Origin of the sequence: Desulfosarcina widdelii (assembly GCF_009688965.1) — a bacterium.
Lineage (GTDB): Bacteria > Desulfobacterota > Desulfobacteria > Desulfobacterales > Desulfosarcinaceae > Desulfosarcina > Desulfosarcina widdelii.
In genome coordinates this window covers 4,637,198-4,662,340 of sequence record NZ_AP021875.1, presented here as the reverse complement: position 1 = coordinate 4,662,340, position 25,143 = coordinate 4,637,198, and the positions used below count along the sequence as shown (strand labels likewise).

The window sequence follows — 25,143 nt, the reverse complement described above, 5'->3', positions numbered from 1 at the left end:
CAATGTTTGGGTCCACCAATAGGCAATCAACGGCCTTGTCAAAATTATAGGCCGTTGGTTGTCTATAAAACTATAATTCAAAAATTCTAATTAAGTATTGACAATCTTTCCAAAATATGAATTAAGAATCATAATTAGGGTAAAATGCAAAAAGACACAATATATAGTATTCAAACAATTATTAATGCTAACCATATTGTGGTTCTCCTCACCTAATGCATTTACTACCATACTCTCTTTTAGGACTTATCATCGGAATCGTTACAGGTCTTCTCGCTTTCCGAGCTGATAATTTATGGCTAAAGGTTACAGGTGTTGCTGGCGGTAATGCCGGATTTCATTATATTTTTTTCTATGTCGTAGATAAAATCAAACTTCCACAAGAAAAACTTCACGAAGCAATATCCGCTTTTTACCTCTCTTTAATAATATCTGGATTTTTAAGTTTTTTCCTATGTGTATACCTATTGAAGAAAACACAACAGAATTCACCTATCAAACTTAAAACTGTAGACATCTTGTTGGCCCGAAAAGACCATATTGATAAACATTACGAATTTGCTCAAAAAAGCGCCTTAAAAGATGAAAATTTTACAGACATGCAAGAGGTTCAAGAACAACTTCAACAAAACATTTTACGAGAAAAGCAGTTAGATGATCGAGAGAGTAGACTTAATGAACAAATTGCTTCTGGTGCATTGTATGTGCCACTCCCCGAAAATGCAAACATCACCGTCTCCAACAGGCTTATTAAGTCTATTCCAGATTTTTCCGATAGAATCTGGAATTACTCAAAATATATAAATCAAGTTTCCCAACAACATGCCGATGACATAGAAAATAAAGAACATGAAAACGAGCTTCAAAAGGGGGAGTATACTCCATTTGATATTATTAGAGGCTATTTTTTAGATGTTTGTATTGGGACAGCAAATCTGCTTTTTGATTCTAGAGATGTTCGTGTTCACTTTCGGTACTTGCATAACAACAAATACATAAAGCTTGTATCGAGTATGGGCGGGATTGAATATCAGAAAGAACTGTCCCCAATGAATACAGACCAAGGAATGATTTACAAGGCTGGAGTTTTGAAAAGATCTCTAATAAAATCTTTAAATTTGCGTTCCCATCAGAAAGCAGAGCATGACACAAAATGGAAAAATTATATTACCTTGGTTTTTGATGATTATTATGATAAAGGGAAACCCTTTTTGTCCATGGGTATATCTATAAAAACCGATGAGAGGCACAGGCATTTACTCTATTTTATCAACTATATAGCAATTGAACAAATGCTCCAAAGAGCCTTTAATACTTTTGGGGAAAAAATTAACATCCGAAATGAGCTTTTAGGCTTTTAAAACATACTAAGTTACTTTGTTTGTTTTAACCAACACTTAAGGGAGGGGGGCGATGACAAAAATCAAAAGAACAAAAGCATTCATCAAAGCGTCAAAGCTATGTGGCAGCGGAGACCTTGACCCCCGCAAATGTTCTGAAATAGTCACAATCCTGGATAATACAGTAAAAAATGACATGAAAACCAAAGGTTATAGCAAAGAAATCATTTTAACAGCAAAACAAGCTCGCCTTTTAAAAGCGGCAGGATAGGGATTGTTTTAGCCGCGACCAATCCTTTTTCACATCATCGTACAGATTCATTGCACGCCATGGAGTCAGCTCTAATTTTTGAGCTACGAAATACTGGCTAACAATTAGCCAATAATTAAAAAATCATGAGGTCGCGAAAATGTCGCAACCCCATGATTTTATTTGGTGGAGATGAGGGGGATCGAACCCCTGACCTTAGCGTTGCGAACGCTACGCTCTCCCAACTGAGCTACATCCCCATGTTATAACTTCGTTTAGATCCTCACACGACTTTTGACAGTCTTTGTGTAGGCCTTTTTGGCGCTACCGTCAAGACCATCAATCGTTTTGCATCAGCATTACCAGGCTGGTCTTTTCTTCCAACAGGCTTTCCACCATCGCCAGCCGCTCCTCGACGATCGGTTTGAATTTGGCCAGCAGTTCGGGGCTCAGAGGTCTGCCGCGGCTTTTCTTGACCTTGTTGGGGTTGATGGGCTTGCCGTTCACCCGGACTTCGTAGTGGACGTGGGGGCCGGTGGAAATGCCGGTGGAACCGACCCGGGCGATCACCTGTCCCTGTTCGACCAGTTGGCCGCGCTTTTTCAGAAGCCGGGAGCAGTGGCCGTAATAGGTTTGGTAGCCGTTGGCGTGCTTTACCATGAGCAGCTTGCCGTAGCCGCCTTTCCAACCGGAAAAAGTGACCCGGCCGTTGGCAGTAGCCATTATGGGGGTTCCCCGAGGAGCACCGTAGTCGATGCCGGTGTGCGCTTTGTAGCGTTTCGAAATCGGGTGAAACCGTCGGATGGAATAGCCGGAGGTCATCTTCCCGAATTTCATCGGTGTACGCAGGAACAATTTTTTAAGCGGCTGGCCGGTCTCGTCGTAGTAGCCGTCAAAGCGGCCGTCGTTGAACAAAAACGCGGAGAAGGTCTTGTGCTTGCCCGCATAGCGGGCCGCCAGAATTTTCCCGTATTTGACAAAAACGCCGTCCTTGTAACAGCGCTCGTACACCACGGCAATGCGGTCACCCTTGCGCGGATAGAGATAAAAATCGATGTCCCAGGCAAAGATATCGGCAATCATGCCGGCAATGGCCTGGTCCTCGCCGCTGTCGGCCACGGCCTCGTACAGCGAGGTCTCGATCGTGAAAACCTTGGCCACCTGCTGACGGTCCAGCACGATGTCACGCTTGTGAACGCTGTAGCCACCCTTTTCGTTCTTTATGGCCTCGTATTCGTCCAGGGGGCTGGTCTTGTAGACAAACTTTTGAATCATATGCCGGTTGTCGACGCTGACCTGGTAGACGTCCTTGGGTCGGGCGCTTCGAAAATCGAAAACCGGTTTGAACGACCGGGAAAGGGAGAGAATCTCGGCCGGTGGGATGTGGCAGGCCGTCAGAACCTCGTAGAGCGTACGATTGCGCAGCACTCCTTCGACGACACTGACCGTTGTGGCTGGTGCCACGGCAGTCAAAAGATGCTGGCCGGCCGCCGGCGCCAGTTGATCCCCGGCAGCCCGGCCGGTGGGGGGAAGCATCAGGCTGCCGACCCCCGCGGCAAGACAGAAAAGGACAGCAAGCACTCTATTTTTCACACACATATCGGACGTTCCTTTCGAACATTCAGCCTGGTCCAGGATGGTTTCGGTCGCCTGCATCGACAACTTTAGCTTGCATATCGGTTAGTTATCAAATGACAAATTGGTAATCAACCGTTTTTTTTGGATTTTTTTGATTCGAGGATTTTTTGCGGAATTTTTTTAAAATCGTTGAAGCCATAAAAACAACCGGTTTCCTTCGGATCAGCGGATCTTGAACGCTTCATGCCATCGCTGGGAGCCCTCCGAAACCAGGACGTCGTCGGGATTGATTCTCACGATGGTGATCCCTTCAATCGATCCGCCCTCTTTAATCAGGCGGTCGTTGACGATCACGAAGCGTTCGGCGGCGTCCGGGCTCCACACCAGGGCCTGCAACTCTATCCGGGGGTCGCTGCGGTAGGTTTTATCGCTTTTTTCGGATGATGTCGGGATCCTGGAAGGCTTGACGGTATCTCGGGGGGCAGCGCGGTGCGGGTCGGCTGGTACCGTTGCATCATTGGGCTCGGGGGATTGAGGCTGGGAATGGGTCTCTGGAGGCCTCAGTGGAGGGGCCTTGGCCACCATGGGTGGCGGAGCTTTTCGAACCTTTTGCTGCGCGGGTTGAACCGGTGCGGCCGTTGCCGCCGGCGCTTTGGCCCGAGACGCGGGGGCAGTTCCGGAAGCCGGGTCTTGCACGGCAGCAATGGTCTTGTTTTTGGAGACCGGCGGCGTTTCCGGCCTGTCCGCCCGGCGGATCGGCGAAGGAGAACTTGTTTGCTCATCAGGGATCGGAGGCGGCGTCGAAGCAACGGTGGGTCTGGAAGGATCGGGACGTTGAAAATGCCAGAAAAGAGCCATGCCGAGACACAGAACCCCCACGGCACCCAGGGGCAGCCACCACCGACGCCGAACCGTCGGGTAGGGCGACCGTTTGGGCAGCGGCGCCGGCCAGGGTAGATCTGCGTCCCGTCCTTCGGTGGACTCTCGTTCCGCTTTTTTCAGTGCTTCCAGAATTGAACTCAATGGTTGCTTGCCTCTGTCGCCTGCAGTACCGGCATCATCCGTTCAACGCGTTGTCAAGTCTTGGTATTTCCAGTGTTTTATCATCGTTATAGATAACGATTTTGGTTTGCGGCCCCACCATACCGTCAACCTCCAGACCATGCTGGGCCTGAATCCTTTCAATCGTCTCTCGAGTGACGATGTCGTAAGTGGCATTCATTTCCCCAACGGGATAACCCAGCGCCTTGAGATGTCCCTTGAGAGAAAGAATGACGTCTCCCGGAGAATTGATCGGAACGACCCCCGTGTAGTTGAAATGATTTTTCCAGAGGATATGGACCCTGCCATTCCACGTGGTTTCCATGACCGCTGTGGGAACGGAATACGCAATTTCCCCATCGGAAAGTTGCACCTCGTCGTCACTCATGCCCGTCACGGCCAGATAACGGATGCCGCTGCCGTCGGGATGTGGAAATTCCACGATGGCCGGTAGATTCAGTTTTCGAATCAGGTTGAGGTTGCCGCGCGCCTGAACGATTTCCATGTTGTTGTAGTGAGCGGCCAGGCGAAAATAGGTGTCGCCGTCCGAGACCTCTAAAGGACGTGGGTCCGTTTTCATATTCCAGGCCTTCAATACCGCTTTCAGTGCGCCGGCGCGTGAACGCATCTCATCAGCGACGGTGATCGCTTGGATCAATTCCGGTTCCTGCGAACGAGGCTCCGTCGACGGAGGGAGTTGCGCCTCCACTGAAGACAGGGGAGGTTCAACAGCCGCCGTTGCAACCCCTTCGGTGGTCGCCTGTTCCTGTGATGGGGCATCGGCAGTAGCCGGCTGGCTGTCATCCACTTCTATTGGGTCGGTTCGGGGTGAAGGCGGCGTTTCTGTTTCCGAAAACGCAGGCCTTTCCTGAATTTTATGGTGCACCAGCGGTGTAGCGGCCTTTTTCCGTACAGGGCTGAACAGGATATAATCGGCAGCCACCCCCAACACCAGAAAAACCAGAAGAAAGAGCAACCCGAGGGTCAGCTTTTCGCGCAGCAGCATCGGCTTGGCCGTCCGCGTGGTTTTGCGGTTCAACTCACGCAGCGCCCGTTTGACAATCGGGTTGGTGATACGGTGCTTGTTGCGGGTATAGGCAGTAAGCAGGGCACGGTCGCAGGCGATGTTGATCAACCGGGGAACCCCGCCGCTGTATCTGAAAATGGATCGGTAGGCGCCTGCAGTAAACTCCAGACCCGGATTCTGCGAAGCGACGTGAATACGGTGACGGATGTACGCGCGGGTTTCCGTAAAGGTCAGGGGAACCAGGTGGCAGGTCAGGGTAATGCGCTGATTGAGTTGGCGCAGGGCTCCGGTTTCCAGCATCTCCCCCAATTCGGGCTGGCCCACCAGGATGATCTGAAGCAGTTTGCTGGTGGTGGTTTCCAGGTTGGAGAGCAACCGCAGTTGCTCCAGCACATCCGGGCTCAGGTTCTGGGCTTCGTCGATGAGCAGCAGGACCCGCCTGCCCTTGGCTTTTTGATCCAGCAGAAAGGTGTTGAGGCGGTCGATGAGCGCTTTGACCGAATCGGTGTCCGAGGCGATGCCGAACTCGTCGTTGATCGCCTTGAGGAGCTGCAGGGCATCGAGCTTGGGGTTGAAAATATAGGCGGCTTCCGTCTTTTCATCCAGATTTTCCAGAAACATGCGGCACAGGGTGGTTTTTCCCGTGCCCACTTCACCGGTGACTTCAACAAAGCCGTCACCATAGGCCGCCGCGTAATTCAGGTGGGCCAGGACCTCTTCATGCATTCGGGAGAGATATAAAAACGCCGGGTTGGGTACCAGCCGGAAAGGTCTCTCTGTGAACCCGAAAAATCGATTGTACATGCTTCCGCCTTAACCTTCGGCCGCAACCAGCCGGTCAGCGTATTGTGACGTGGGCAAGGGTTTTTGTGCCGCATCGCAACGGGGTATCATGGCGCTGCAGGCTACCCCCAAGACCTCTTACCGGGCGATTTTGCTGTTGCGATTCTGAATATACGCATTCCGAAAGGCTTCATAGGGGTCCAAGGCTGCATTTTTCAGGGTTTCGTAGTCGCCGATGCGGAAAGACACGTCATTGACGGTCCGGATACAGTACATGGCCACGTTGGTCGTATCGGATGTCAAGGCGCCGGCATCGACATTGATCAATTTCATGAAAGAAAACGGATTTAATGCCCAATCGCCGACAGCGCCCACCGTATCCCGCAGGGTAGAGGGGCCGAAAATCGGCCAGACGATGTAACAGCCATTGCCGACTGCATAATAACCCAGCGTCTGGCCAAAGTCTTCTTCATGGGGATTCATTTTCGGATTATCTTTTGCGGGATCGAAAAACCCCAGCATGCCCGCTGTGGTGTTGACGGTAAAGCGGCAGAACTCACCCTCGGCGGCCCTCCATTTGCCTTGAAACAGGCAGTTCACGAACCGCACCGGACCCAGCAAATTGTAGAAAAAATTCTTGACGCTCGAACGAACCGGCGTGGGCAAGACGTACCGATATCCGGTCGCCACCGGCTTGAGCACCCAAAAATAGAGCTTGTCGTTGACGGTGAACATGGCCCGGTTGAACCCCTCGATGGGATCGGCAACCGCCTGCGATGCTTCGTCTTCATTTTTGAAAACATCCCCGCCGCCCTTGTCGAAAGGATCGAAAGGGTCCGATGATTCCGTCAGAGCCGGTTCGTCACCGGTGGGCGACTCGGAGGCCTTTTCCTCCAAGGACCCGGCCATGGCGGCGCTGCGGGTCAACACTACGATCAGAATCGCCAGCGCCCACACCATGACGCGCCGCTGAGGCGAGCGGACCGCTGGAATCCATTTTTCAGCCATTAAATCAATCCTGCCCGCTTCCAACCAGCCGCTGGTTCTGCTCGGTGAGCTTTTCGTTGAGTTGGTCGATCAGTTGGGACGGCTTTTTCTTTTTCAGGATGCTGGCAAACTGGGTACGGTAATTTTTAACCAGGCTGACGCCCTCGACAATGATGTCGTAAACTCTCCAATGGCCGTCATCGTATTTGCGCATGCGATAGTTAACCGGAATTTCGACCGTTTCTCTGACGATCTGGGTTTTGACCTCGGCGTACACCTCTTGAAGAATTTCCTGCCCGAGGTAAGCGATCTTTTCGTTGTGGTACTCCCCCTGAATTTTATCGATGTAGGTGTTGCCCAGAAATTGAGCGAACACATCCACGAAGGCTTGCTTCTCAGCATCGGTAAAACGCTGCCATTCGCGTGCCACGGCCCGCCGGGAAATCTCTTCAAAATCAAACATCGGACGGACGATCTGCCAGATCGCGTTGCGCTGGGCCTGTTTGGTACCGGCCTCTTTGTACTGGGGATCGTTGAGAATTTCGATGACTTCGTCGATGGGCGCCTTGATCACTGCCATGGGCTCGGTGGATGCAGCCGCAGCCGGGCCGATCCCCAGCACGGCAAGCATCAACATACAGGCAAATAGCCTTCTCCTCATGGTTTTCCTCCGCAATACGGTTTTATTATGGTTCCGCCCGCAGCCCGTTAATGCAAACGGACGGACCACCGTTTTCTGAAATTTTTTATTTTTCGGCATCTCCAAACACATACTTGCTGACCAGTTCCTCGATATCCAAAGCCGATTCGGTATCGATGATCATGCCACCGGGATTGAGAATTCGATCCGAACCGCCGGGCGTCAACTTGATGTATTTATCCCCGATCAATCCGGAGGTCTTGACCGATGCAATGACGTCATCGGTGAGCATGACATCTTCCCTGATTTTCAACTGCACGACGGCAACCTTGCGCTCGTTGTCCAGGCGAATATCGGCTACCTGCCCGATTTCTACACCGGCCATGTCCACCTGGGCACCGGTTTTCAGGCCGGAAACGGAATCGAAGCGGGCATCCAGCAGATAGTAGCCATCGCCGAACCATTCCATTTTGCCAAGCTTGATGGTCATGTAGGCGACACTCATCAGGCCGATCATCACAAACACGCCTACCGCCGTTTCCACAGATGTTTTTTTCATATTGCCTCCGCGGCTGCAACCCCTTGTTTCGTGGCTGAAATGGTTATTTTAAGGGTGCATCATTCGTGCAACCCGTCATACTCCTCGCCTTCCGGTACTTCTCCCCGGATGAAATGCCGGATGGCCGGCTCGTCGCTGCTCTGGATTTCCTCGGGACTGCCCTGAAAGAGAATCCGGCCTCGATCCAGCATGGCAATGCGTTGGGAGATATGGAAAACATCGGGAATTTCATGGCTGACCATGACTCCGGTAAACCCGAATGCTTGCTGGTATTGGGAAATCATCCGGTGGGCGGCGTTTTTGCGAATGGGATCCAGGCCGGTGGTCGGTTCGTCAAAAAGAACGATCTGCGGCTCGGTCACCAGCGCTCGGGCCATGGCCACCCGTTTTTTCATGCCGCCGGAAAGCTGGGACGGATATTTCTCTTCGATGCCGATCAGATCCAGTTGGGCCAGCTTGTCCCGGACCCGTTCCTTGATCTCGTTGAAGGCGACCCGCCTGTTTTCCTTCAGCGGCAGGGCCACGTTGTCGTATACGGTCATGGAGTCGAACAGGGCCGTCCCCTGAAACATGTAGCTGAATTTCATCTTCAGCGACCGGCGCTCAGCCTTGGTCATGGCACCGCGGGACCGCCCCTCGAAGAGAATTTCACCTGCATCGGGCTCCAGCAGGCCGATAATGTGCTTGAGCAGTACGCTTTTGCCAATGCCGCTTTTGCCGATGATGGCCGTAACCTGTCCCTTGAAAATGGACAGGTCAACCCCGTCGAGAACGACATTGTCCCCGAAGTGCTTGCATACCTGGTTGAATTGGATCAGCGGTTCGTCCATCGTCTTCTCACAGCAAAAAGGAGGTCAGCACGTAGTCGGCCACCAGAATCAACACACAGGAAATCACCACCGCCGATGTGGTGGAAAGGCTGACGCCCTTGGCGCCGAAGCCTTCCTTGCGCATGTGGGTGGTGTAGCCCTGGTAGCAGCAGATGGTCGCCACGATGGCGGCGAAACAGAACGCCTTGATGAATCCGCCGTTGATGTCTTCCATCAGAACGCTGGATTCCACCCGGCTGAAGTAAAGTCCCGAGTTGATGCCCAAAAGCAGCGAGCCGGTCACATACCCGCCGAAAATGCCCACCACATCGAAAATGGCCGTGAGAAAAGGAAAGGCGATCAACGCGGCACCCAGACGGGGGCTGAACAGGAAACGAATGGGATTGATGTCCATGGTTTCCAGGGCATCGATCTGCTCCGAAATTCTCATGATGCCAATTTCCGCCGCCATGGCCGAACCGGCCCGGGCCACAACCATGATAGCCGTGAGCACCGGGCCCATTTCCCGAATCAGACTCAAAGCCACGGCCGCGCCCAACAACCCTTCGGAGCCGAATTTCACCAACGTGTAATAGCCCTGCAACCCCAGCACCATTCCGGTAAACGCCCCGGTAAGGCAGATGACGAACACGGATTTCATGCCGATAAAATAGACCTGATCGACAATCTTGTCCGCCTGGAGAGGAAAGGAAAAAAGGTGGACAAGCCCCCGAAAGAAAAATATCGCCGCCCGGCCCAGTTCCTGGACAGGGTCGATGGCCATGCGTCCAAGGCCGGCAAGCATATCGGAGATAACGTTTGTTTGGGCCATCGATTTTCCGTCGTCTTTGGTTCGCCAACCGGTTCGGGAATCGATCCGACTGGCGAAACCGCCAATATTGATGATATCCTGAGTTCCTGCATGGGCATGCCGGACCCCGTCCGGCATGCGAAACAACTGGACCATCAGGCTTAAATTATTTAAATTAAATGAAGTCGCCGACGTTGTAAAGCAAGAATCCCATGCCACGGTCTGTCATGAACAACCTGCCGGGCACCTACGCCCTGATTTTTCACTGCGACACGCCCTTTCGCGTACGGGTCGGTAAATTGGGCCTCGCCGAAGGTTACCGAGGGTACTGGATCTATGTGGGCAGCGCCTTCGGTCCGGGCGGTTTGGCCTCTCGACTGGCCCACCACCTGAAACCGTCACGACGGCCCCACTGGCACCTGGACTACCTCAAAACCGCCTTACGGCCCGTGGACATCTGGACCACCACCGATCCCGTCAAACGCGAATGTGCATGGGCCCGCTGTTTTTCCGCCCTGAAAGGATCGACCTGCCCCGTTGCCGGTTTCGGCGCCTCGGACTGCACTTGCCTGTCGCACCTGATTCATCGGCCTCGAAAACCGGGCTTCGTCAGCTTCCGACGCAACCTGCGCAGTCAAATCGTAAACCACGGCCCGTTGTACCGTCTGAACCCGGTCGACATGTTCCCATAATAAATGTTTGTCCATCCATTATGGGCATGCGGCCACAAGTCTTGACTTCGCCGAGACCTTTGCCTACAGTGCATGCCGCCAACGTTTCCCGATAACCCTCATCTGCCGCCGACCTGTCCTTAAAAAGGGACGGGTGCCACCAATGAAAGGAGACCGCCCATGGCCATTAATGTCGAAACCATCGACAACCTGGATCAGGAACAGACCGCACGCCTCGTCATGGATATCATGCACCGGACCATTATCCACTATGCGCTCTGGTTCACTGAAATCCGCCACCAGATGGGCATGGAAAAGGCGCTGGAAGCGCTTTCCGCGGCTTCGGAAAAAAGCCTTGGCATTCAATTCAAGCGGCTGTCCAAAATCCTCGGCTTCGACATGAAAAACGGCATTCCCGAACCGCTTTTGAACATGGAAAAAAAAGATCTTTTGGCGCTTCTCGACGGGGTCGCCATCAACTGGCTGGCCAACGACGGGGTCTGGTTCCAGGCGGTGGAGTTCACCAACGGCATGAACGACGCCAAACGCTGCAACGACTCCTGCTGGGCCCACTTCTCGCCTTTCGAAGCCTGGTCCATCAAACGATTCCTCAATCTCGGCGAACAACCGGGACTGGAAGGGCTCAAAAAGGCACTGAGTTTTCGCGTCTACGCCCGCATCAACGTGCAGTCCTTCGAAGACGACGGCCCGGATGCCTTCATTTTCCGCATGAACGAATGCCGGGTCCAGGTGGCCCGCAAAAAAAAGAGCCTCCCCGACTATCCCTGCAAATCCGCCGGTCTGGTGGAATACGCCTATTTTGCCAGAGCCGTCGATTCCCGGATTGAGACCGAATGCATCGGCTGCCCGCCGGACGCGCATCCTGACGACTGGTATTGTGCATGGCGTTTCTCGATGAAGGATTAGCAACGTATTGACATCCGGGCCGCATTGATTTAATCAAAGATTTGATCAAATCTTACGGGCGGACCCATGGCACCAGCGAAAACAAAAGACAAGGCCGACGCCGGCCACACCCGCAAGGCCTACCAGGGCATCCGGCAGATGTTGTTTCACAACGAAATCGTGCCGGGGCAGAAAATTGCCTACCGCGATCTGGCCGAGCGGCTGGGCATGAGCCAGACCCCCGTGATTCAGGCCCTCAAGTGGCTGGAATTTCAGGGATTGGTCCGCCATGAGCGCCACCGCGGCTACTACACCGAGCCGATCAGCATCCGGGAAGTCGAAGAGATTTACGAGTTCCGGGAACAGATCGAGCTGGCCCTTTTGCCCCGAACCATGGCCCGGATGGATACGCCGGCACTCCAGAAACTGGAAGACGCCCTAAAGGCCCATTTGCAGGCTTCCCGCAAAATTTATCTGCACGACCGGCTGCTGAAGGATATGGAGTTTCACCTCACCCTGGCCGACCTGTCCGGTAATCGTGTCCAGCACCAGACCCTGCGTTTTCTTTTCGATCTGCTCTACCTGAAATACGGGGGCAACATCCTTTTTTCGACCTCCATGGACAAGGCCGACGCCGCTCACAAAGAGTTGTTCGCGCACGTTCGCGACGGCAACCTCCAAGAGGCCCAACGGGTGCTTTCCGAGCACATTGGCCGTGTGAAACAGCATGTGCTAGATGGTCTGTCCCATCTGATGAAAGAGAAAAGCCGCGCCGAATTTTAACCGCAGCCCTTTTTTAACCGCAGCACCGCCAGCTCCTTGGCTTTGGCCTCCACCTCCACCGTAAGATCCAGCCCTTTCCAGCAATCGGGAAAATCCTTTGGGTCGATATAGTCGTGATGGGGCCGACAGGGACCCTTTTCCCACCCGTTCAGGGGGCTGGAAAGGTGAAACAACGGCTCCCGGTTCCAGGTGGCCAGCGCCGCTTCGGTCGTTTGCTCAACGCTGCTTCCATCGGGCAGGCAGCGATGGTGGTGAACGTCATAGACCAGTGGAACGCCGGTTTCCATGCACAAGGGTAGCAGGTCCGCCGGCGTATAGACCCGGTCGTCGTTTTCGAGGGTCAGGCGGCTTCCGATTTCCCGGTCGAGCCCTCTGATCACCCCGGCCAGCCGTCTGAGCGCGCTCTTTTTATCGCCATAGGCCCCGCCGCCGTGAATGTTGATCACATCGGCCCCCACCCACCCGGCCACCATGGCATGGTACTCCAGGTCCGCAATGGAGCGCTTGACCACATCGGCGTCGGTCGACGAAAGCACCAGAAACTGATCCGGATGAAAGGAGGTCCGAATTCCGTTTTCGCGGCCAAAGGCGCCGCATTGCTTGAAACGCGCGATGATCCGGTCCCCTTCCGGCAATTTATCCAGGTCGTATCCCGCTTCTGGATGGGTTTTGGCGGGTAGAATCTGGCTGTTGATCCGAAAGGCGCCGATGCCATTGGCAGCACAAAATTTCAGCGACCGGTAGAGGGCATCGGCATTGTGCATACAGATCGTGGCCAGATGTTCTTCCCGTTTGGCTTTGGAAATGGATAACAGATATCGTGCGGTGGTCCGCCGGAATTTGATGGGCGCATTTCGAAAAATACAGCATAGCCCCAGTCGAATCATGGTGTCACCTATAACGCTGCGGGTAATGACCGTTTGCAAAACCCGTAAAACATAATCATGATCGGGTTCCCGTCTACCGATCCATTCTTGTGGCTGGCTTCTGGTTTCCTGTATTCAGTCCATCCTTATCGATTTATACGAGAATCGCAGCCTGGACGACAAAATTCGCTAATGCCGGCCCGAAAAGAACCGATGATTTATTGTGTGCCTGCATCGTGCCATTCTCGAAACGAAAAATGGAAAATAAGGACAACGAAAGCATGGACAACCTTAAAAAAGTATTGAAGAAGGTAGAACGCCTGGAACCGATACCTTCGGTCATCCACAAAGTCCTGGATCTGGCCGACGACCCGGATGCACCTTTGAAAGATTTGATGGACGTGGTCGAGCGTGATCCGGCCATTACCGCCAATCTGTTGAAAACGGTCAACTCCGCCCATGTGGGTTTGCCCGTCAAAGTCGACTCCGTTCAGCAGGCCGTTGCCATGCTGGGGTTGCAGCGGGTGGTGGAAATGGTGCTTTCCCAAAACCTGTCCGGCAATCTCAAGCGGGCCCAGAAAGGTTATGGACTGGCCAAAGGGGATCTGTGGCGCCAGAGCCTGGCCGTTGCCATGGTTGCCCGGACGCTGGCCGACGAACACGACCTGATGAGCCTGCCGGCCATCTATACGGCCGCGTTGCTGAAAGATATCGGCAAGGTCGTTCTGCACGAATTTGTCGCCGACCAGCTTACATCCATTCAGGAGTTGGTGAAGGGCAAGGGAATGAGCTTCGTGGAAGCGGAAATGGAGGTGCTGGGCATGGACCACACCACCGTGGGCGGCATGATCGCCAAGCAATGGCATTTCAGCCCTCACATGACCTATATGATCGAAAACCACCATCTGACCACGCCTGCCGCACGCAACGACCCGGCCACGGTGACCCTCTACCTGGCCGACATGATCGCCATGATGGTGGACACCGGCATCGGCGTCGACCGGTTGGCCTATCACGTATATCAGGAAGTGTTCGAACTCTTTTTCCCCGACAAACAGCGGATAAAGTCTCTGATGATTACCTATAAGAGCTTTCAACGCCAGATCAACGGATTTGTCGAAGCCGAATAGTATCCGAGTTGATTTTCCGACCTTAAATGTGCTTGTGGGGCTGGTCTCCTACGAGATGGGCGTGTTGATGGGTATGAATCTGTAGTTCTGCGTCCAGGCGAATGCGGCCATCTTCCAAAGTATAGATGTGCCGGGCGGTTCGGGAGAGGAAGTCGAACTCGTGGGAGATGAGAATCAGGGAAAGATCAAGCCCGTTGAGGATCTCGACGAGCGTTTCCTTCGTGGTTGAATCCAAGCCCGTGGAAGGCTCGTCCAGCAGCAGCACCTCCGGCCGCATGGACAGGACCGTTGCCAGGGACACCAGTCGTTTTTCCCCTCCGGACAACTTGTAGGTCACCCGATCCTCGAAGCCCTTCAATCCCAGAAAATCAAGGGTTTCCCTGGCGACGGCCAGGGCTTCCTCTCTTGTTTTTCCCAGGTTCAATGGCCCGAAGGCAACATCTTCCAGGACCGTGGGGGAGAAAAGCTGGTCGTCGGCATCCTGGAACAAGAGGCCGATGCGCCGACGTACTTCGACAAAGTCGCTTTCCTCTTGTCTGGGGCGGCCGAAGGCTTCCACCGTACCGGAATCGGGTTTGAGCAGCCCCATGATCACATGAAACAAGGTGGTCTTGCCGCTGCCATTGGGTGCCACCAGTCCAACGCGGTCACCGGCGTTAAGGCGAAATTCGAGGCGGTCGAGAACCGGCTTTCCGCCGGGGTAGTGAAAACTGATGTTCGACAGGTTCAGAAGAAGGGAGTCCATATTCAAATCACCCATTCCAGCACGATCAGCAGTCCGACAGCCCCGATGGCGCCAAAGGAAAAAACGGAATTGAGCGGGTTGGACGGAAATTGTCGCAGACTGACAAACCGGCCGGAAAACCCCCTGCAGATCATGGCGCAGTGCACCCGCCGGGCACGCTCCAAAGCGCGGACGAACAACATTCCCACCAGATAGGCATAGGTTCGATAGGTGTGCAGGCTGGTAGTCGGCCGGAAGTTCCGGATTTTCATGGCCCGAACCAGCCGCTGGTATTCCTGTTCGATGACGAAGAGGTAGCGGTAGGTGATCAAAAGCAGGTATACCATCTTGTCGGGCAGTTGCAGGCGGCTGAGGGCGTGGCCCAGCGTGTCGACGGTCATGGTGGCCACCAGTGCCATGAAAGCCGTCATCAGGGCAACCGTTTTCAAACTGATCTGGCTGCACAGGACAACTCCCGGCCGGGTAACGCCGACGGGACCGATTTCGAACCAGACCGGCCCCTCGTAAGACCAGGGCAGCACCAGCCATAGCAGTGCCAGGAAAAGCAGCGCCGCCAGCAGGCTGCGGACCACCCGGCGCAGGCTCAACCGAGCCGAGACCACCAGACCAAAGGAGATGGCCAGGGCGCAAAGCAGTGCCCGGAAATCATAGGCTACCGCCACCACCACAGCGAATCCCGCGGCACCCAGAACCCGGAGGCGCGGATCGATCCGATACAACCAGCCATCCCCCTCGGCAAAGGCTTCGTCGATCATTAAGAACGGTTCTCCCGGCGATAGCGCACGTAGGCACCCAGGCCCACCAGGCCCAAAATGTAACCGATACCGCCGAAAATATCGGCGACGGAGGGCCCTTTTTCCCGGGATTCAGCCACCATATGGGTCAGCGGACGCAGCTTCTCCTCCAACTGACGGGCAACGATGGCCTCCACTTCCGCGGCGCTCACTCCGCCTACAAGAGCTGGAGAAACGGGCCCGGACTGTTCCTCGACCGCCGGCGCCGCCGAATTTCCCCCCGTGGCCCCCAGTTCGGCGGCACTCAGGGTCCACTGATTCCGGTGCCCCATTCCGGCGGTGAGAATGATGGTCAGCCCGTCGGCATCGGGCGTTTTGAAGGAGAATTCTCCATTGTCGTCGGTCTTGCCTTCCAGCAGTTGCTTCCCCGCGCTGTCGAGAACCGTCACTGTCCCGCCTTGCACCTTTTTACCGCCGCTGAATTTGCTTTCGGTAAACACCCGATCCCCTTCGACCCATGCAAATATGGTCACTTTGTGGGCCCGTGCCATTCCATGCCCGATGAATATCAAAGCACAGATCAAACCGAACACTTTCAAAAATTGTTTCATACCATGATTCCTGCGCTGTAACCGGGAAGCATTTCCGGCTTTACCTTTTTCAGAAAAGCCACACAAAAAACCGTAACAATTCCCTCGATCACCATGATCGGCAGGTGAGCCGCCACCACCAGTCCGGCGACTTCAAGAAAATTTTCCCCTGTGAACACCAGACTGACACCCACCAGTATCCCCGCCAGAAAAACCGAACCCGCCCCGGCAATGAAGGCGGCCGTGAAAGCAACCGGAGGGCTTTTCAAAACAAAGGGGCCGCATACATAGTAACAGATTACCGCCGGCCCTGCCATGATCACGGTGTTGACCCCCAGCACGGTAAGGCCACCGAACTGGAACAGCATGGCCTGCAGCAAAAGCGCCGTCAGGATGGCGGGAAAGGCCGCCCATCCGAGCAGCAGACCCACAACGCCGTTGAGAATCAGGTGAACGCTGGAAGGGCCTATGGGCACATGGATCAGCGAAGCCACGAAAAAAGCCGCCGCCAGCATACCGGTCTGGGCCACACGGTCCAGATCCAGCTTCTTCAGCCCGGCGGCCGTACCGGCCAAGGCAACCGCGGCTCCGGTGGCCAGCACCGGCCCGCTCAGCACACCTTCGGATATATGCATGCGAACTCCCTTGGTTTTGTTACACTGTGCGCTACTGCCAGTTCTCGAAATGGACCCAAATTACGGCGCCCATCTCCACATCTTTTTCCTGGCCGTCGTGTTTGAGCTTGAAATCCGCGGTATTCAGGGCCGCAAACCCCCACCAGCCTGCCTTGGGCGCGGCGTAGGTGAATACGCCGTTGCCGTCGGCCTTGATGGTCTGGGTGACCATGTAGTCCGTAGGCGCCTGGGATTTTTCGTCCTGGTTGTAGTATTCCACTTCCACTTCGGCGTAGGGAATCGGCTTGCCATCCATTTTGACGATGCCCTGGAACACGTTGCCTGCATACAGACCGTAGGGCTTGGACAGGGGCACGATTTCGGTCTTCAACCCCAGTTCTTCGTCCCAGCCCTCGTCGTCGCCGAAAGCGGTCACCACGGTTTTGGTATAGTGAACAATAAAGCAATCTTCGGCCGGTTCCCAGTAGGGCTGAGGCTCCATGTGAAACATGTAGACACCGGGCCGTTTGATCGCATAATCAACCTGCCATGCTTTGTGATCCATGATTTTGGCCGGTTTCAATTGGCCGAGCAGATCCTGCGCCTTGCCATTGGCCGCTACCGCAAACTCCTTGGGCTTGACCAGTTCCATGCCGACCATCTCCATAGGATGGGAAAAGGAGAGGGTCACCGTGACGCTGCGGTTGTCCTCCTGCATCACCATGTTGTCCGATGGGATGACCATGCCGAAATGTGCCAGGGCTCTTCCCTGGAAAACCATAATCAAGAATACCACCGTTACGCCTGCCATCAAGTTTCTGAATCGCATGTTTCCTCCGTCGATAGGATTATGGGACTGTTAAAACAAAAAACCACGAATACGAGCGTCCTTCGAGACGCAGTCTTCATGGTCGGGTGGATCGTGGAACAACCAGTTGTCGGGACCGCAATGGCAGACTTCGGTCTGTCGATGATGCTTCAATAGCCCATGGCCTGGACAAGGTCAACCATTTTTCAATCCCCTGATTATTTGAACCTTTATAACGGATAGATGTACTTTGACGGCCGTCTGTGGTAGACGCGGAAGATGTCGCTTGGTCATAAAAACGGAAAGTTCGCCCAAGTGGAATCGATGCCATAAACACCTTATAAATGCAGGTCCATGAAATCCGTATCCCTCCACCGGCTGATCGTTTTCGGGCGCTACCCCCGGCCGGGAAAAACGAAAACCCGCCTGATCCCCGCATTGGGTCCTGCCAGCGCCGCCGACCTTCAGCGCCGGCTCACCGAATGGACTGTCGCCGTTGCCAAGCGCTGCCTTGGACAGACCGATGCGCGTCTGGCGGTTCACCATGACGGTGGAAGCAAAAAGCAGATGCAGCGCTGGCTGGGCAAGCGAGATATCGACTATGTGCCCCAGACCCAAGGCGATCTTGGCAGCCGCATGTTCCGGTCCCTGCAGTGGGCCTTCGGCCAGGGCGCCCGCCGTGTGGTGCTGGTAGGAACGGACATCCCCGGCCTCGCCCCGGACCACCTGGAAGCGGCCTTCGACCGGCTGGAACGCCACGATCTGGTGATCGGCCCTTCCAAAGACGGCGGCTACTGGCTGGTGGGCATGTCCCGTCCGGAAAACATTTTCGATGGTATTGCCTGGAGTACCGCAACGGTTCTGGAAAGCACGCTGAACCTGGCCCGCAGCAAGGGCATGGCGCCCAGCCTGCTGGACCCGCTCAGCGATCTGGACGACACCGAAGATCTAGAGCGGGAAGGACTCGGTAACGAGGCCGCAAAACCCTACCTCAGCATCGTTGTGCCCACGTTGAACGAGGAGCGGCACCTGGCCGCAACCCTGGTCGGCGCCCGATCCGCCGATGCCGAAATCATCGTTTCCGACGGAGGCAGCACGGATCTCACCGTGGCGGTCGCCCGCGACCATGGGGTCCGCATTGTCGAAGGGCCCAAGGGTCGCGCCGCCCAGCAGAACCGGGGGACTGGAGAGGCCGAAGGCCGGGTGTTGCTGTTTTTGCACGCCGACACCCTTTTGCCGGCCAATTATGTGGATCATATTTTCGAAACTCTCATGGATCGGCGCGTCGTTCTGGGGGCCTTTCGTTTTCAAACGGATCTGGCGACGCCTGCCATGCACTGGATCGCCTTCTGGACCCAATTGCGCGCAGCCTGGCTCCAGCTTCCTTACGGGGACCAGGGCCTGTTCCTGCGCAAAAAAGATTTTTGGGCGGCTGGCGGCTTTCCGCAGGTGCCCATCGCAGAAGACCTCTATCTGGTGCGTCGGTTGGCCAGAAGAGGACGCATTGCCCTGACCGCGGCCCCGGTTGTGACCTCGGCCCGACGCTGGCGAAAAATTGGTCCCTTGCGAACCACGCTGGTCAACACCGCCATCGCCATCGGTTGCCTGGCCGGGGTGAACCCTGCCCGTCTGGCACCCTTCTACCGCTTGTTCCCGGGGAAAAAACGACTATGACCCGACCGAAAAGAACTTACAGAAAGAAAAACCGATCCGGAGGCCGAACGCCCCAATTGCTCACCGCCGTTGTGGCCAACGAAAAGGGAGAAATCTTCGACCTGGAGGGCTACGCCGCCGTTGGGGCCGACGGGGCGCAATTCGCTTCTCTGACAACGGCCAACACCATTGAGCTGCCCCATGGGAGCGAACTGATGTTCCTGCCGGACCGCGCGCCGGTTCTCCTGGACCGTTCAACCGGAACGCTCGGCCCTCTGGATCGCAACCCCTATGCACCCGACGAAAAGATTTTTCCCGTGGCTGCGTTCAACTCCCCGGGTGTGGTGCTGACCCACACCTGCGCCTATGAAGAACGTCCCCAGGCCCGAATCCTGCCCCTGTTTTCCTACGGCGCAGTGGGATGGCACAAGAAAGGGTTCCGGTCGGCCGCAATGGTGGTGGACACCGAACCCCGCCAGGACCTGCGCCGCATGCCGCAGGAAAGGATCGTCGCTGGCGTGCGGCAGATGCAGAAACAATTGCCGGACAACCGCCTGGCCAGACACCTGGAGCACTGCGCCCTTACCTATGGCTGCCCGGCCGGCAAGAACTTTTTTCTCGGCCGCTACGAAGCGCCCCTGCCAACCTCGCAGGCCTGCAATGCCCGCTGTATGGGCTGCATCTCCCTGCAGTCCGACGCCCAGTTGACCAGCAGCCAGAACCGCATTGCCTTTACTCCTTCGGCCCGGGAGATCGCGGAAGTGGCCCTGACCCACATCCGAAGGGTGGAAAACGCCGTGGTGAGCTTCGGCCAGGGCTGCGAAGGCGATCCCCTGATGGCAGCCGCGGAAATCGAACCGGCCATCCGCCTGATTCGCGAAGCAACCGCCGAGGGCACCATCAACATGAACACCAACGCCAGCCTGCCGGATGTCCTGGCGGACTTGCTGGATGCCGGGCTGGACAGTATCCGGGTGAGCATGAATTCCGTACGCGAACCCTGCTACACGGCCTATTTCCGCCCCCGCGGATATGGTTTCGACCAGGTGGTGGAGAGCATCGACCTGACCCTGGCCAAAGGCGGACACGTGGCCATCAACTACCTCAACTGCCCGGGGTTCACCGATTGCCCAGAAGAGGCAGCCGCCCTTTCGGTCTTTTTGGAAAAGCACCCGGTGCATCTGATCCAGTGGCGCAATCTCAACTTCGACCCCCGGCGCTACCTGGAAATTATGCAGGCCGCAGCCCCCATGGGACCGGCGGTGGGAATGGACCGGCTGCTGCAAATGATCGGCAAACGCTATCCCCGCCTGCGGTTCAGCTATTTCAACCCACCCAGGGAACGCTTCGCGGACTTGCTGGTAGCTAACCAAAAGGAAAAAAAACCATGAAATGGATTGCCGCAAAAGTGGTTTTCGACTGCCCGGACATTGGTCTGGCCGCGGACCTGGTGGCGGACACCTTTTACTCGTTGGGCCTCAAGGGCGTGGTCGTCAACGATCCGCAAATGGATCCGAAGCCGGACTGGGCCGACGATGCCGTTCCGCCGCCACAAGAGCCGGCGGTCATCGGCTATTTTGCCGACACGGATCAAGCGGCCGAAAAATGCCGGCGGCTCGAAGATGCACTGATGCATCTGCAAAAAGCCTCCGGGATCGTGACCCGAGTGGTCTACTCCCGCATAGACGAGCAGGATTGGGCCGAAGCCTGGAAGGAGTATTTCTGGCCGGAACAAATCACCGACACCATCGTGGTCAAGCCCTCCTGGCGGGAATATGCTGCCAAACCCAATGAAATCATCCTGGAAATCGACCCGGGCATGGCCTTCGGCACCGGCACCCATCCCACCACGGCCCTTTGCATCCGGCAGATTCAGTCTCATCTGCAGCCGGGCGACACATTTCTGGATGTGGGCACCGGATCGGGGATCCTGATGATCGCCGCCGCCAAGCTGGGGGCCATAAATGCATGCGGCGTGGACAATGACGAAGTTGCCGTTTCCGTGGCCGAGAAAAATCTGCTGGCCAATGGTGTCCAGGATTACCGCCTGATGACCGGCAACCTTGTCGAACAAGTGGACAGTACCTTTCATGTCGTGGCGGCCAATATTCTGGCCGAAGTGATCCTGGATCTTCTTCCCGATGTGACGGCGGTACTCGAACCAAACGGAATCCTCATCTGTTCCGGCATCATCGTGGAGAAAAAAGAGTCCGTACTGTCCGGCCTGGAAAAATCCGGCCTGACCGTGATCGAAATTCTGGAAAAGGGGGGGTGGGTGGCCATCGCGGCGCGCAAAACGGAGGCATGATGACCGAAGATAGAGGACAGAAGACGGAGGGCAGAGAAGGTAAAACAGGGGACGGAAGATGGAAGAAAACCATCACCAAACCTCACAGCAGGGTCGTCAACACTGTCGTGGCGGCCATTGTCTTCTTCACGCTCTGCACGGCCTGCTCCCGCGGGGATGATGCGGACAAAATCCTTGCGCAGATCGCCAGGGGCGCGGAACGGGCCGAAGCCCACGATATCGGCGGCCTGCTGAAACTCGCCTCCGAGGGGGTCGTGGCCATGCCCATGAATCTGGATCGCAACGGTATTCGGCCCGTCCTTTGGCGAACCTTCAAATACTACGGGCCGCTTGCCGTCTTCTACCCCCGTCCCGAAATCGAAATCATCGCAGCGGCCGGAGAAGCCTCAACCCGGTTCCCCTTTCTGATCGTCCGAAAAGATCATGAGATTCCCGGCCTGGACACCCTGCGGGACGATCCCATGGCCTGGCTCGAAGCGGTCGGCGACAAGGCCGACCTCTACAACCTGCAACTGGAATGGATACAAAAAGACGACGAATGGGTGGTGGACCGGGCGTTTCTCGAACGGTTTTCCGGCAGGGGGTTCGAGTAAAAATGCATGAATCGACCTGGACCGTGACGCATCACGAGTAGCGCAGCGCCAGAGCCTCCAGGTAGCGGGATTTGACCTGATCGGTGGCCATGGCCCGGGCCACCGGCGGCAGCCGCAAAATGGCCCCGAGCACGGCGGCCAGGGCACGATGGTGCCACAGCACCCGGTTGTCAAACAGCAGGTCCTGAAGTTTACCGCGTTCCACGGCCATGACCACCGCCCGATGGGTGGCATTCAACGGGGTGAGTACCCGCTGCGGCCGATGTTCAAGGGAAAGGCTGTTGGTCCTGGTGCATGCCCGCAAGCACACCCCGCAACCCAGGCAGCGGTCTTCGTCCACCCGGGCGATCTTGCGTTTGGGTCGTTTGGGGTCGTTGGCGGACACCAGGGTCATGGCTTCCACCGGACACAGGGACACGCACTTGCCGCAGCCGTCGCAGGTATTCTCGTCCACCCGGGGGAGAAAATGGGTCGTGTGGATGGGGTGCATAACGGCAAACCGCCGCGCGGCAATCATGGCTTCGCAGCAGCATCCGCAGCAGTTGCAGATGAAATTGACCCCCTGGCGCACGTTCTCACCGAACTGGACCAGATTGTTCTCCCTGGCCTCGGCCAGCAGGTCCAGCCCTTCGGAAGCCTCTACGGACCGGGCATGCCCGTGCCGGATCAGCGATTCAGCTGCCGTGTTGAAGGTCATGCAGATTTCCATGGGCGCCGAACAGGCCCGATCCAGGTGCATCATCTTGTGCCGGCAGTAACACACACTGATGCCGCGGTGGGTGGCGGTTCGGATCACTTCGCTGGCCCTCTCCCAATCCAGCACGTGCAGGCTGTTTTCCTCGGACAGGACCGTTTCGTTGACGAAAGCCCGCCCGAGCTGGGTCTGCCCCGTGGCGAAGAGTTCGCGAACAAAGTCCTCCTCCTGGTTCAAATACTGGTAAAAAAGCTCGGACAGCAGCTTCTGGTCAATATCCTTGCGTATGCGCATCATGGAGAATTCGAAAAACCCGGCCATGGGCGGCGGCAGCACGTAGTGCATCTCGCCATCGGTTTGAAAATCGACCAGTAGCGCCTTTTCGGCCAGTCGTTCCAGCACCTTGCGTGCTTCTTTTTCCGACATCTCCCAGACGCGGGCCGCCTTTTTCACCGTGAAAGGTTTTACCGGCAAAAGAGAAACCATTTCGGCTTCCTTTTGATCGAAGAGAATTTTCAGGATTTTAGTGAGCAGTTCGGTCGGGGGCGCCCCCTGGGGAAAGCGGTTGAGCCGTTCGGTAAGGCGGGCGTATGCGGATTGAGTCAAAACATGAGCCATGGCATCCTCCTTCGGTAACGAATGAGTATGAGAAGGACTGTACCGGTTATATGGCTATTGGGGGTCTAAAAAACGTTTTGTGAGAACATTGATATAAATTAATTCTATCAAAACTGGGCAGAGATATCAATTATTCAAAATTTCGGCGTCATTAATAAAAGACTGTCTCGTAAAAAGTGCCAGAGTCGTCATGCCGGACTTGATCCGGCATCCAGAACCCATTGAAACAACTGGATCCCGGCCTGCGCCGGAATGACGAAAAGATGAAAGTTTAGACTTCTTACGACTTCATCATAAAGGGCGATGGTCGCAGCCACCACGGTGTCAGCCTATCTGGTTCGGGGATCGGCAACTCTTCCCATGAAAAGAATCTTGCCGGTGGGATTGTGGCAAATACAGAACAGGAATGGGTGATCGGCCCTGAAAACCTTTGGCTCCGGCTTGGGCATGGGCATGGCGGTAGCTTCCATCATCACCGCCGTTGCAGCCGCGGCCGTAGTCCCGTCTTCGTCTACGGCTACAAATGCTTTGTGGATGACCTCGGAGATAAAGATTCTTTCGGCGGTGGTCATGCCCGAAAAATCGGCTGACGTCGGCGAGAAGGCATCCTCCATGCCCAAATTCTTGAGGCTTTTGGACAGGCTGAAGCTGCTGGTGAACTCGAACTTTGGAAAATACACCTCGACTTCTTCGCGATGAAGGGCTGCCCTCCAGCGATCCAGTTTTTCGGCGGACAGGGATTTTTCAAAATCATCCAACCCGTCCATAGTTTTGGGAAGGAATACGATCATGGATAGTTCGTAGGCCTTATAGGGCAGTTCCAAGGCTTGGAAGCTGTCGGTTTCCAGGTAATGGAAACCTTCCTTCTGAAACATCATCGACACAGAAACCTGGCTGGATTCGGAAACATGAAAGGGCATCTCTCGGGTCGCATGATCGTCAAATGGTTCGGCCCAGGCAGCCTTGAAATAGATCGCGTTGGTCAGGATCAGGCGCATCATGGGACTGATCGCACCTTTTGCAATCAAATCCTTGATCCGGTCCCGGGTTTTCTCTTCCACCCAGTTGTTGATGGTTTTGCGGGCTTCATCAGGATGATTTGAAAAATCGACCTGCCGCAGGCCGGCCCCGTAATTGGATGCCGTCAGCGTCAGAAACGCCTGGTTCCAGGGATAATCCTGTTGCCCCCAAAGCGCATTGGCGATGACCAACTCATAGGCGGGTTTCTCGACCGGTTTGATCTCATCGCCGACCTTTTCGTAGGATTTGAACATCCGGGGGGTATTGAGCTGTTGCAGCAGGGACTGGAATGCCGGGTGGATTCCCTGGCCGGCTTTTTCAACATGCAGGACCTTTGCCATCTGTGCAGCCGTTCGGGTCTTTGCGCCGGCGTAGGTCATGGCCAGGGCTGTCTGGACACTCGCCGGCGAAAAGAAGAGATTCCCTTCGGAATCTGCCAGTCGGTTGTACAGGTCCAGGGCAAAGTCATTTCCGGCGGCGAGAGCGCTTTCCCGTAAGTCGTTTGCCATGGATGGTGTGCAACCCAGTGTGATGAAAATGCAAAGGAGTGGAAGCAGCTTTTTCCCGAGTATGGATACCATTGGC

At 55.3% G+C, this 25,143-nt stretch carries 26 protein-coding genes and 1 tRNA gene; 10 read left to right on the top strand and 17 right to left on the bottom strand.

All coding sequences use genetic code 11. The annotated features are described in order from the left end of the window. The first annotated feature begins 215 nt into the window (after positions 1-215). Both GN111_RS21430 and GN111_RS21425 read left to right on the top strand, forming a co-directional pair. Complete coding sequence (locus GN111_RS21430; protein ID WP_155305713.1) at positions 216-1,361, top strand: hypothetical protein; 1,146 nt, start codon at positions 216-218, stop codon at positions 1,359-1,361. Positions 1,362-1,413: 52 nt separating this feature from the next. Continuing rightward, positions 1,414-1,611 carry a hypothetical protein gene (locus GN111_RS21425; RefSeq protein WP_155305712.1) on the top strand — a complete coding sequence of 66 codons (198 nt, stop codon included), beginning with the start codon at positions 1,414-1,416 and terminating at the stop codon, positions 1,609-1,611. A gap of 163 nt (positions 1,612-1,774) precedes the next feature. Here the strand turns inward: GN111_RS21425 and GN111_RS21420 are convergent. The 9 genes from GN111_RS21420 to GN111_RS21380 all read right to left on the bottom strand — a co-directional run bounded on the left by GN111_RS21420 (position 1,775) and on the right by GN111_RS21380 (position 9,846). Next, positions 1,775-1,850 (bottom strand) — tRNA-Ala (locus GN111_RS21420). A 79-nt stretch (positions 1,851-1,929) separates the two neighbouring features. Then, positions 1,930-3,189, bottom strand: a complete 1,260-nt coding sequence (locus GN111_RS21415; protein WP_170302398.1) for a M23 family metallopeptidase — start codon at positions 3,187-3,189, stop codon at positions 1,930-1,932. Between the two features lie 201 nt (positions 3,190-3,390). Further along, positions 3,391-4,191: a general secretion pathway protein GspB gene (locus tag GN111_RS21410; protein ID WP_155305710.1), complete on the bottom strand. Its 801-nt coding sequence runs from the start codon at positions 4,189-4,191 to the stop codon at positions 3,391-3,393. 34 nt (positions 4,192-4,225) lie between these two features. Continuing rightward, positions 4,226-6,040: an AAA family ATPase gene (locus GN111_RS21405; protein WP_155305709.1), complete on the bottom strand. Its 1,815-nt coding sequence runs from the start codon at positions 6,038-6,040 to the stop codon at positions 4,226-4,228. A 117-nt stretch (positions 6,041-6,157) separates the two neighbouring features. Continuing rightward, positions 6,158-7,027 (bottom strand): MlaA family lipoprotein, encoded by an 870-nt coding sequence (locus GN111_RS21400; protein WP_155305708.1) that lies wholly within the window; start codon positions 7,025-7,027, stop codon positions 6,158-6,160. Positions 7,028-7,031: 4 nt separating this feature from the next. After that, positions 7,032-7,667 (bottom strand): MlaC/ttg2D family ABC transporter substrate-binding protein, encoded by a 636-nt coding sequence (locus GN111_RS21395; RefSeq protein WP_170302397.1) that lies wholly within the window; start codon positions 7,665-7,667, stop codon positions 7,032-7,034. Between the two features lie 85 nt (positions 7,668-7,752). Continuing rightward, positions 7,753-8,205 (bottom strand): outer membrane lipid asymmetry maintenance protein MlaD, encoded by a 453-nt coding sequence (gene mlaD / locus GN111_RS21390; RefSeq protein WP_155305706.1) that lies wholly within the window; start codon positions 8,203-8,205, stop codon positions 7,753-7,755. 59 nt (positions 8,206-8,264) lie between these two features. Continuing rightward, positions 8,265-9,035 carry an ABC transporter ATP-binding protein gene (locus GN111_RS21385; RefSeq protein WP_155305705.1) on the bottom strand — a complete coding sequence of 257 codons (771 nt, stop codon included), beginning with the start codon at positions 9,033-9,035 and terminating at the stop codon, positions 8,265-8,267. Positions 9,036-9,042: 7 nt separating this feature from the next. After that, entirely contained in the window at positions 9,043-9,846 is an 804-nt protein-coding gene (locus GN111_RS21380) for an MlaE family ABC transporter permease (protein WP_155305704.1), read from the bottom strand. 191 nt (positions 9,847-10,037) lie between these two features. On the opposite strand from GN111_RS21380, the gene GN111_RS21375 reads away from it, so the two are divergent. From GN111_RS21375 to GN111_RS21365, 3 genes are all read left to right on the top strand, one after another. Next, positions 10,038-10,517 carry a GIY-YIG nuclease family protein gene (locus GN111_RS21375; protein WP_155305703.1) on the top strand — a complete coding sequence of 160 codons (480 nt, stop codon included), beginning with the start codon at positions 10,038-10,040 and terminating at the stop codon, positions 10,515-10,517. Positions 10,518-10,676: 159 nt separating this feature from the next. Beyond that, positions 10,677-11,423 carry a DUF6125 family protein gene (locus GN111_RS21370; RefSeq protein ID WP_155305702.1) on the top strand — a complete coding sequence of 249 codons (747 nt, stop codon included), beginning with the start codon at positions 10,677-10,679 and terminating at the stop codon, positions 11,421-11,423. 66 nt (positions 11,424-11,489) lie between these two features. Further along, the gene (locus GN111_RS21365) at positions 11,490-12,185 is read left to right on the top strand and encodes a GntR family transcriptional regulator (RefSeq protein ID WP_155305701.1); all 696 of its coding nucleotides are present in this window, start codon (positions 11,490-11,492) and stop codon (positions 12,183-12,185) included. Here the strand turns inward: GN111_RS21365 and uvsE are convergent. Next, positions 12,182-13,072, bottom strand: a complete 891-nt coding sequence (uvsE, locus tag GN111_RS21360) for a UV DNA damage repair endonuclease UvsE (RefSeq protein ID WP_155305700.1) — start codon at positions 13,070-13,072, stop codon at positions 12,182-12,184. The two genes, GN111_RS21365 and uvsE, sit on opposite strands and share 4 nt — an antisense overlap. A gap of 236 nt (positions 13,073-13,308) precedes the next feature. Here uvsE and GN111_RS21355 point away from each other — a divergent pair, with 236 nt between their 5' ends. Continuing rightward, positions 13,309-14,181 (top strand): HDOD domain-containing protein, encoded by an 873-nt coding sequence (locus GN111_RS21355; RefSeq protein ID WP_155305699.1) that lies wholly within the window; start codon positions 13,309-13,311, stop codon positions 14,179-14,181. Between the two features lie 22 nt (positions 14,182-14,203). Here the strand turns inward: GN111_RS21355 and GN111_RS21350 are convergent, their stop codons facing one another. From GN111_RS21350 to GN111_RS21330, 5 genes are read right to left on the bottom strand one after another with little or no spacing between them, the layout of a single operon-like run. Beyond that, positions 14,204-14,926, bottom strand: coding sequence for an energy-coupling factor ABC transporter ATP-binding protein (locus GN111_RS21350; protein ID WP_155305698.1), 723 nt, complete (start codon positions 14,924-14,926; stop codon positions 14,204-14,206). 2 nt (positions 14,927-14,928) lie between these two features. Beyond that, positions 14,929-15,681 carry a cobalt ECF transporter T component CbiQ gene (cbiQ, locus tag GN111_RS21345; protein WP_155305697.1) on the bottom strand — a complete coding sequence of 251 codons (753 nt, stop codon included), beginning with the start codon at positions 15,679-15,681 and terminating at the stop codon, positions 14,929-14,931. Further along, entirely contained in the window at positions 15,681-16,271 is a 591-nt protein-coding gene (locus GN111_RS21340) for a NikL family nickel/cobalt ECF transporter subunit (protein ID WP_155305696.1), read from the bottom strand. Before GN111_RS21340 ends, cbiQ begins: the two co-directional genes overlap by 1 nt. Further along, positions 16,268-16,885, bottom strand: coding sequence for a cobalt transporter CbiM (cbiM, locus tag GN111_RS21335; protein ID WP_155305695.1), 618 nt, complete (start codon positions 16,883-16,885; stop codon positions 16,268-16,270). The genes GN111_RS21340 and cbiM overlap by 4 nt, the downstream gene beginning before the upstream one ends. Before the next feature lie 31 nt (positions 16,886-16,916). After that, entirely contained in the window at positions 16,917-17,675 is a 759-nt protein-coding gene (locus GN111_RS21330) for a DUF4198 domain-containing protein (protein WP_435050935.1), read from the bottom strand. Positions 17,676-18,026: 351 nt separating this feature from the next. Between GN111_RS21330 and GN111_RS21325 the strand changes: the two genes are divergently transcribed. The 4 genes from GN111_RS21325 to GN111_RS21310 are packed head-to-tail and all read left to right on the top strand — an operon-like array spanning position 18,027 to position 22,226. Next, positions 18,027-19,346, top strand: a complete 1,320-nt coding sequence (locus GN111_RS21325) for a TIGR04283 family arsenosugar biosynthesis glycosyltransferase (RefSeq protein ID WP_155305693.1) — start codon at positions 18,027-18,029, stop codon at positions 19,344-19,346. Next, positions 19,343-20,716 (top strand): radical SAM family protein, encoded by a 1,374-nt coding sequence (locus GN111_RS21320; protein ID WP_155305692.1) that lies wholly within the window; start codon positions 19,343-19,345, stop codon positions 20,714-20,716. The genes GN111_RS21325 and GN111_RS21320 overlap by 4 nt, the downstream gene beginning before the upstream one ends. Next, entirely contained in the window at positions 20,713-21,633 is a 921-nt protein-coding gene (gene prmA, locus GN111_RS21315) for a 50S ribosomal protein L11 methyltransferase (protein WP_155305691.1), read from the top strand. Before GN111_RS21320 ends, prmA begins: the two co-directional genes overlap by 4 nt. Beyond that, a complete protein-coding gene (locus GN111_RS21310) occupies positions 21,633-22,226 on the top strand; it encodes a hypothetical protein (RefSeq protein ID WP_170302396.1) in 594 nt (197 codons plus the stop codon). The genes prmA and GN111_RS21310 overlap by 1 nt, the downstream gene beginning before the upstream one ends. Before the next feature lie 31 nt (positions 22,227-22,257). On the opposite strand, the gene GN111_RS21305 is transcribed toward GN111_RS21310, so the two are convergent. Then, complete coding sequence (locus tag GN111_RS21305; protein WP_155305689.1) at positions 22,258-23,538, bottom strand: 4Fe-4S dicluster domain-containing protein; 1,281 nt, start codon at positions 23,536-23,538, stop codon at positions 22,258-22,260. 329 nt (positions 23,539-23,867) lie between these two features. Continuing rightward, complete coding sequence (locus GN111_RS21300; protein ID WP_155305688.1) at positions 23,868-25,139, bottom strand: serpin family protein; 1,272 nt, start codon at positions 25,137-25,139, stop codon at positions 23,868-23,870. Between the last annotated feature and the right edge of the window lie 4 nt (positions 25,140-25,143).

Bases quoted from the DNA above. Each gene is read 5' to 3' on its own strand.
- GN111_RS21380 (WP_155305704.1), bottom strand. From the start codon at position 9,846: ATGGCCCAAACAAACGTTATCTCCGATATGCTTGCCGGCCTTGGACGC.
- cbiM (WP_155305695.1), bottom strand. From the start codon at position 16,885: ATGCATATATCCGAAGGTGTGCTGAGCGGGCCGGTGCTGGCCACCGGA.
- GN111_RS21370 (WP_155305702.1), top strand. From the start codon at position 10,677: ATGGCCATTAATGTCGAAACCATCGACAACCTGGATCAGGAACAGACC.
- GN111_RS21340 (WP_155305696.1), bottom strand. From the start codon at position 16,271: ATGAAACAATTTTTGAAAGTGTTCGGTTTGATCTGTGCTTTGATATTC.
- cbiQ (WP_155305697.1), bottom strand. From the start codon at position 15,681: ATGATCGACGAAGCCTTTGCCGAGGGGGATGGCTGGTTGTATCGGATC.
- GN111_RS21320 (WP_155305692.1), top strand. From the start codon at position 19,343: ATGACCCGACCGAAAAGAACTTACAGAAAGAAAAACCGATCCGGAGGC.
- GN111_RS21355 (WP_155305699.1), top strand. From the start codon at position 13,309: ATGGAAAATAAGGACAACGAAAGCATGGACAACCTTAAAAAAGTATTG.
- GN111_RS21350 (WP_155305698.1), bottom strand. From the start codon at position 14,926: ATGGACTCCCTTCTTCTGAACCTGTCGAACATCAGTTTTCACTACCCC.
- GN111_RS21415 (WP_170302398.1), bottom strand. From the start codon at position 3,189: ATGTGTGTGAAAAATAGAGTGCTTGCTGTCCTTTTCTGTCTTGCCGCG.
- uvsE (WP_155305700.1), bottom strand. From the start codon at position 13,072: ATGATTCGACTGGGGCTATGCTGTATTTTTCGAAATGCGCCCATCAAA.
- GN111_RS21310 (WP_170302396.1), top strand. From the start codon at position 21,633: ATGACCGAAGATAGAGGACAGAAGACGGAGGGCAGAGAAGGTAAAACA.
- GN111_RS21425 (WP_155305712.1), top strand. From the start codon at position 1,414: ATGACAAAAATCAAAAGAACAAAAGCATTCATCAAAGCGTCAAAGCTA.
- GN111_RS21325 (WP_155305693.1), top strand. From the start codon at position 18,027: ATGAAATCCGTATCCCTCCACCGGCTGATCGTTTTCGGGCGCTACCCC.
- GN111_RS21405 (WP_155305709.1), bottom strand. From the start codon at position 6,040: ATGTACAATCGATTTTTCGGGTTCACAGAGAGACCTTTCCGGCTGGTA.
- GN111_RS21305 (WP_155305689.1), bottom strand. From the start codon at position 23,538: ATGGCTCATGTTTTGACTCAATCCGCATACGCCCGCCTTACCGAACGG.
- prmA (WP_155305691.1), top strand. From the start codon at position 20,713: ATGAAATGGATTGCCGCAAAAGTGGTTTTCGACTGCCCGGACATTGGT.
- mlaD (WP_155305706.1), bottom strand. From the start codon at position 8,205: ATGAAAAAAACATCTGTGGAAACGGCGGTAGGCGTGTTTGTGATGATC.
- GN111_RS21330 (WP_435050935.1), bottom strand. From the start codon at position 17,675: ATGGCAGGCGTAACGGTGGTATTCTTGATTATGGTTTTCCAGGGAAGA.
- GN111_RS21385 (WP_155305705.1), bottom strand. From the start codon at position 9,035: ATGGACGAACCGCTGATCCAATTCAACCAGGTATGCAAGCACTTCGGG.
- GN111_RS21375 (WP_155305703.1), top strand. From the start codon at position 10,038: ATGCCACGGTCTGTCATGAACAACCTGCCGGGCACCTACGCCCTGATT.
- GN111_RS21430 (WP_155305713.1), top strand. From the start codon at position 216: ATGCATTTACTACCATACTCTCTTTTAGGACTTATCATCGGAATCGTT.
- GN111_RS21300 (WP_155305688.1), bottom strand. From the start codon at position 25,139: ATGGTATCCATACTCGGGAAAAAGCTGCTTCCACTCCTTTGCATTTTC.
- GN111_RS21395 (WP_170302397.1), bottom strand. From the start codon at position 7,667: ATGAGGAGAAGGCTATTTGCCTGTATGTTGATGCTTGCCGTGCTGGGG.
- GN111_RS21400 (WP_155305708.1), bottom strand. From the start codon at position 7,027: ATGGCTGAAAAATGGATTCCAGCGGTCCGCTCGCCTCAGCGGCGCGTC.
- GN111_RS21365 (WP_155305701.1), top strand. From the start codon at position 11,490: ATGGCACCAGCGAAAACAAAAGACAAGGCCGACGCCGGCCACACCCGC.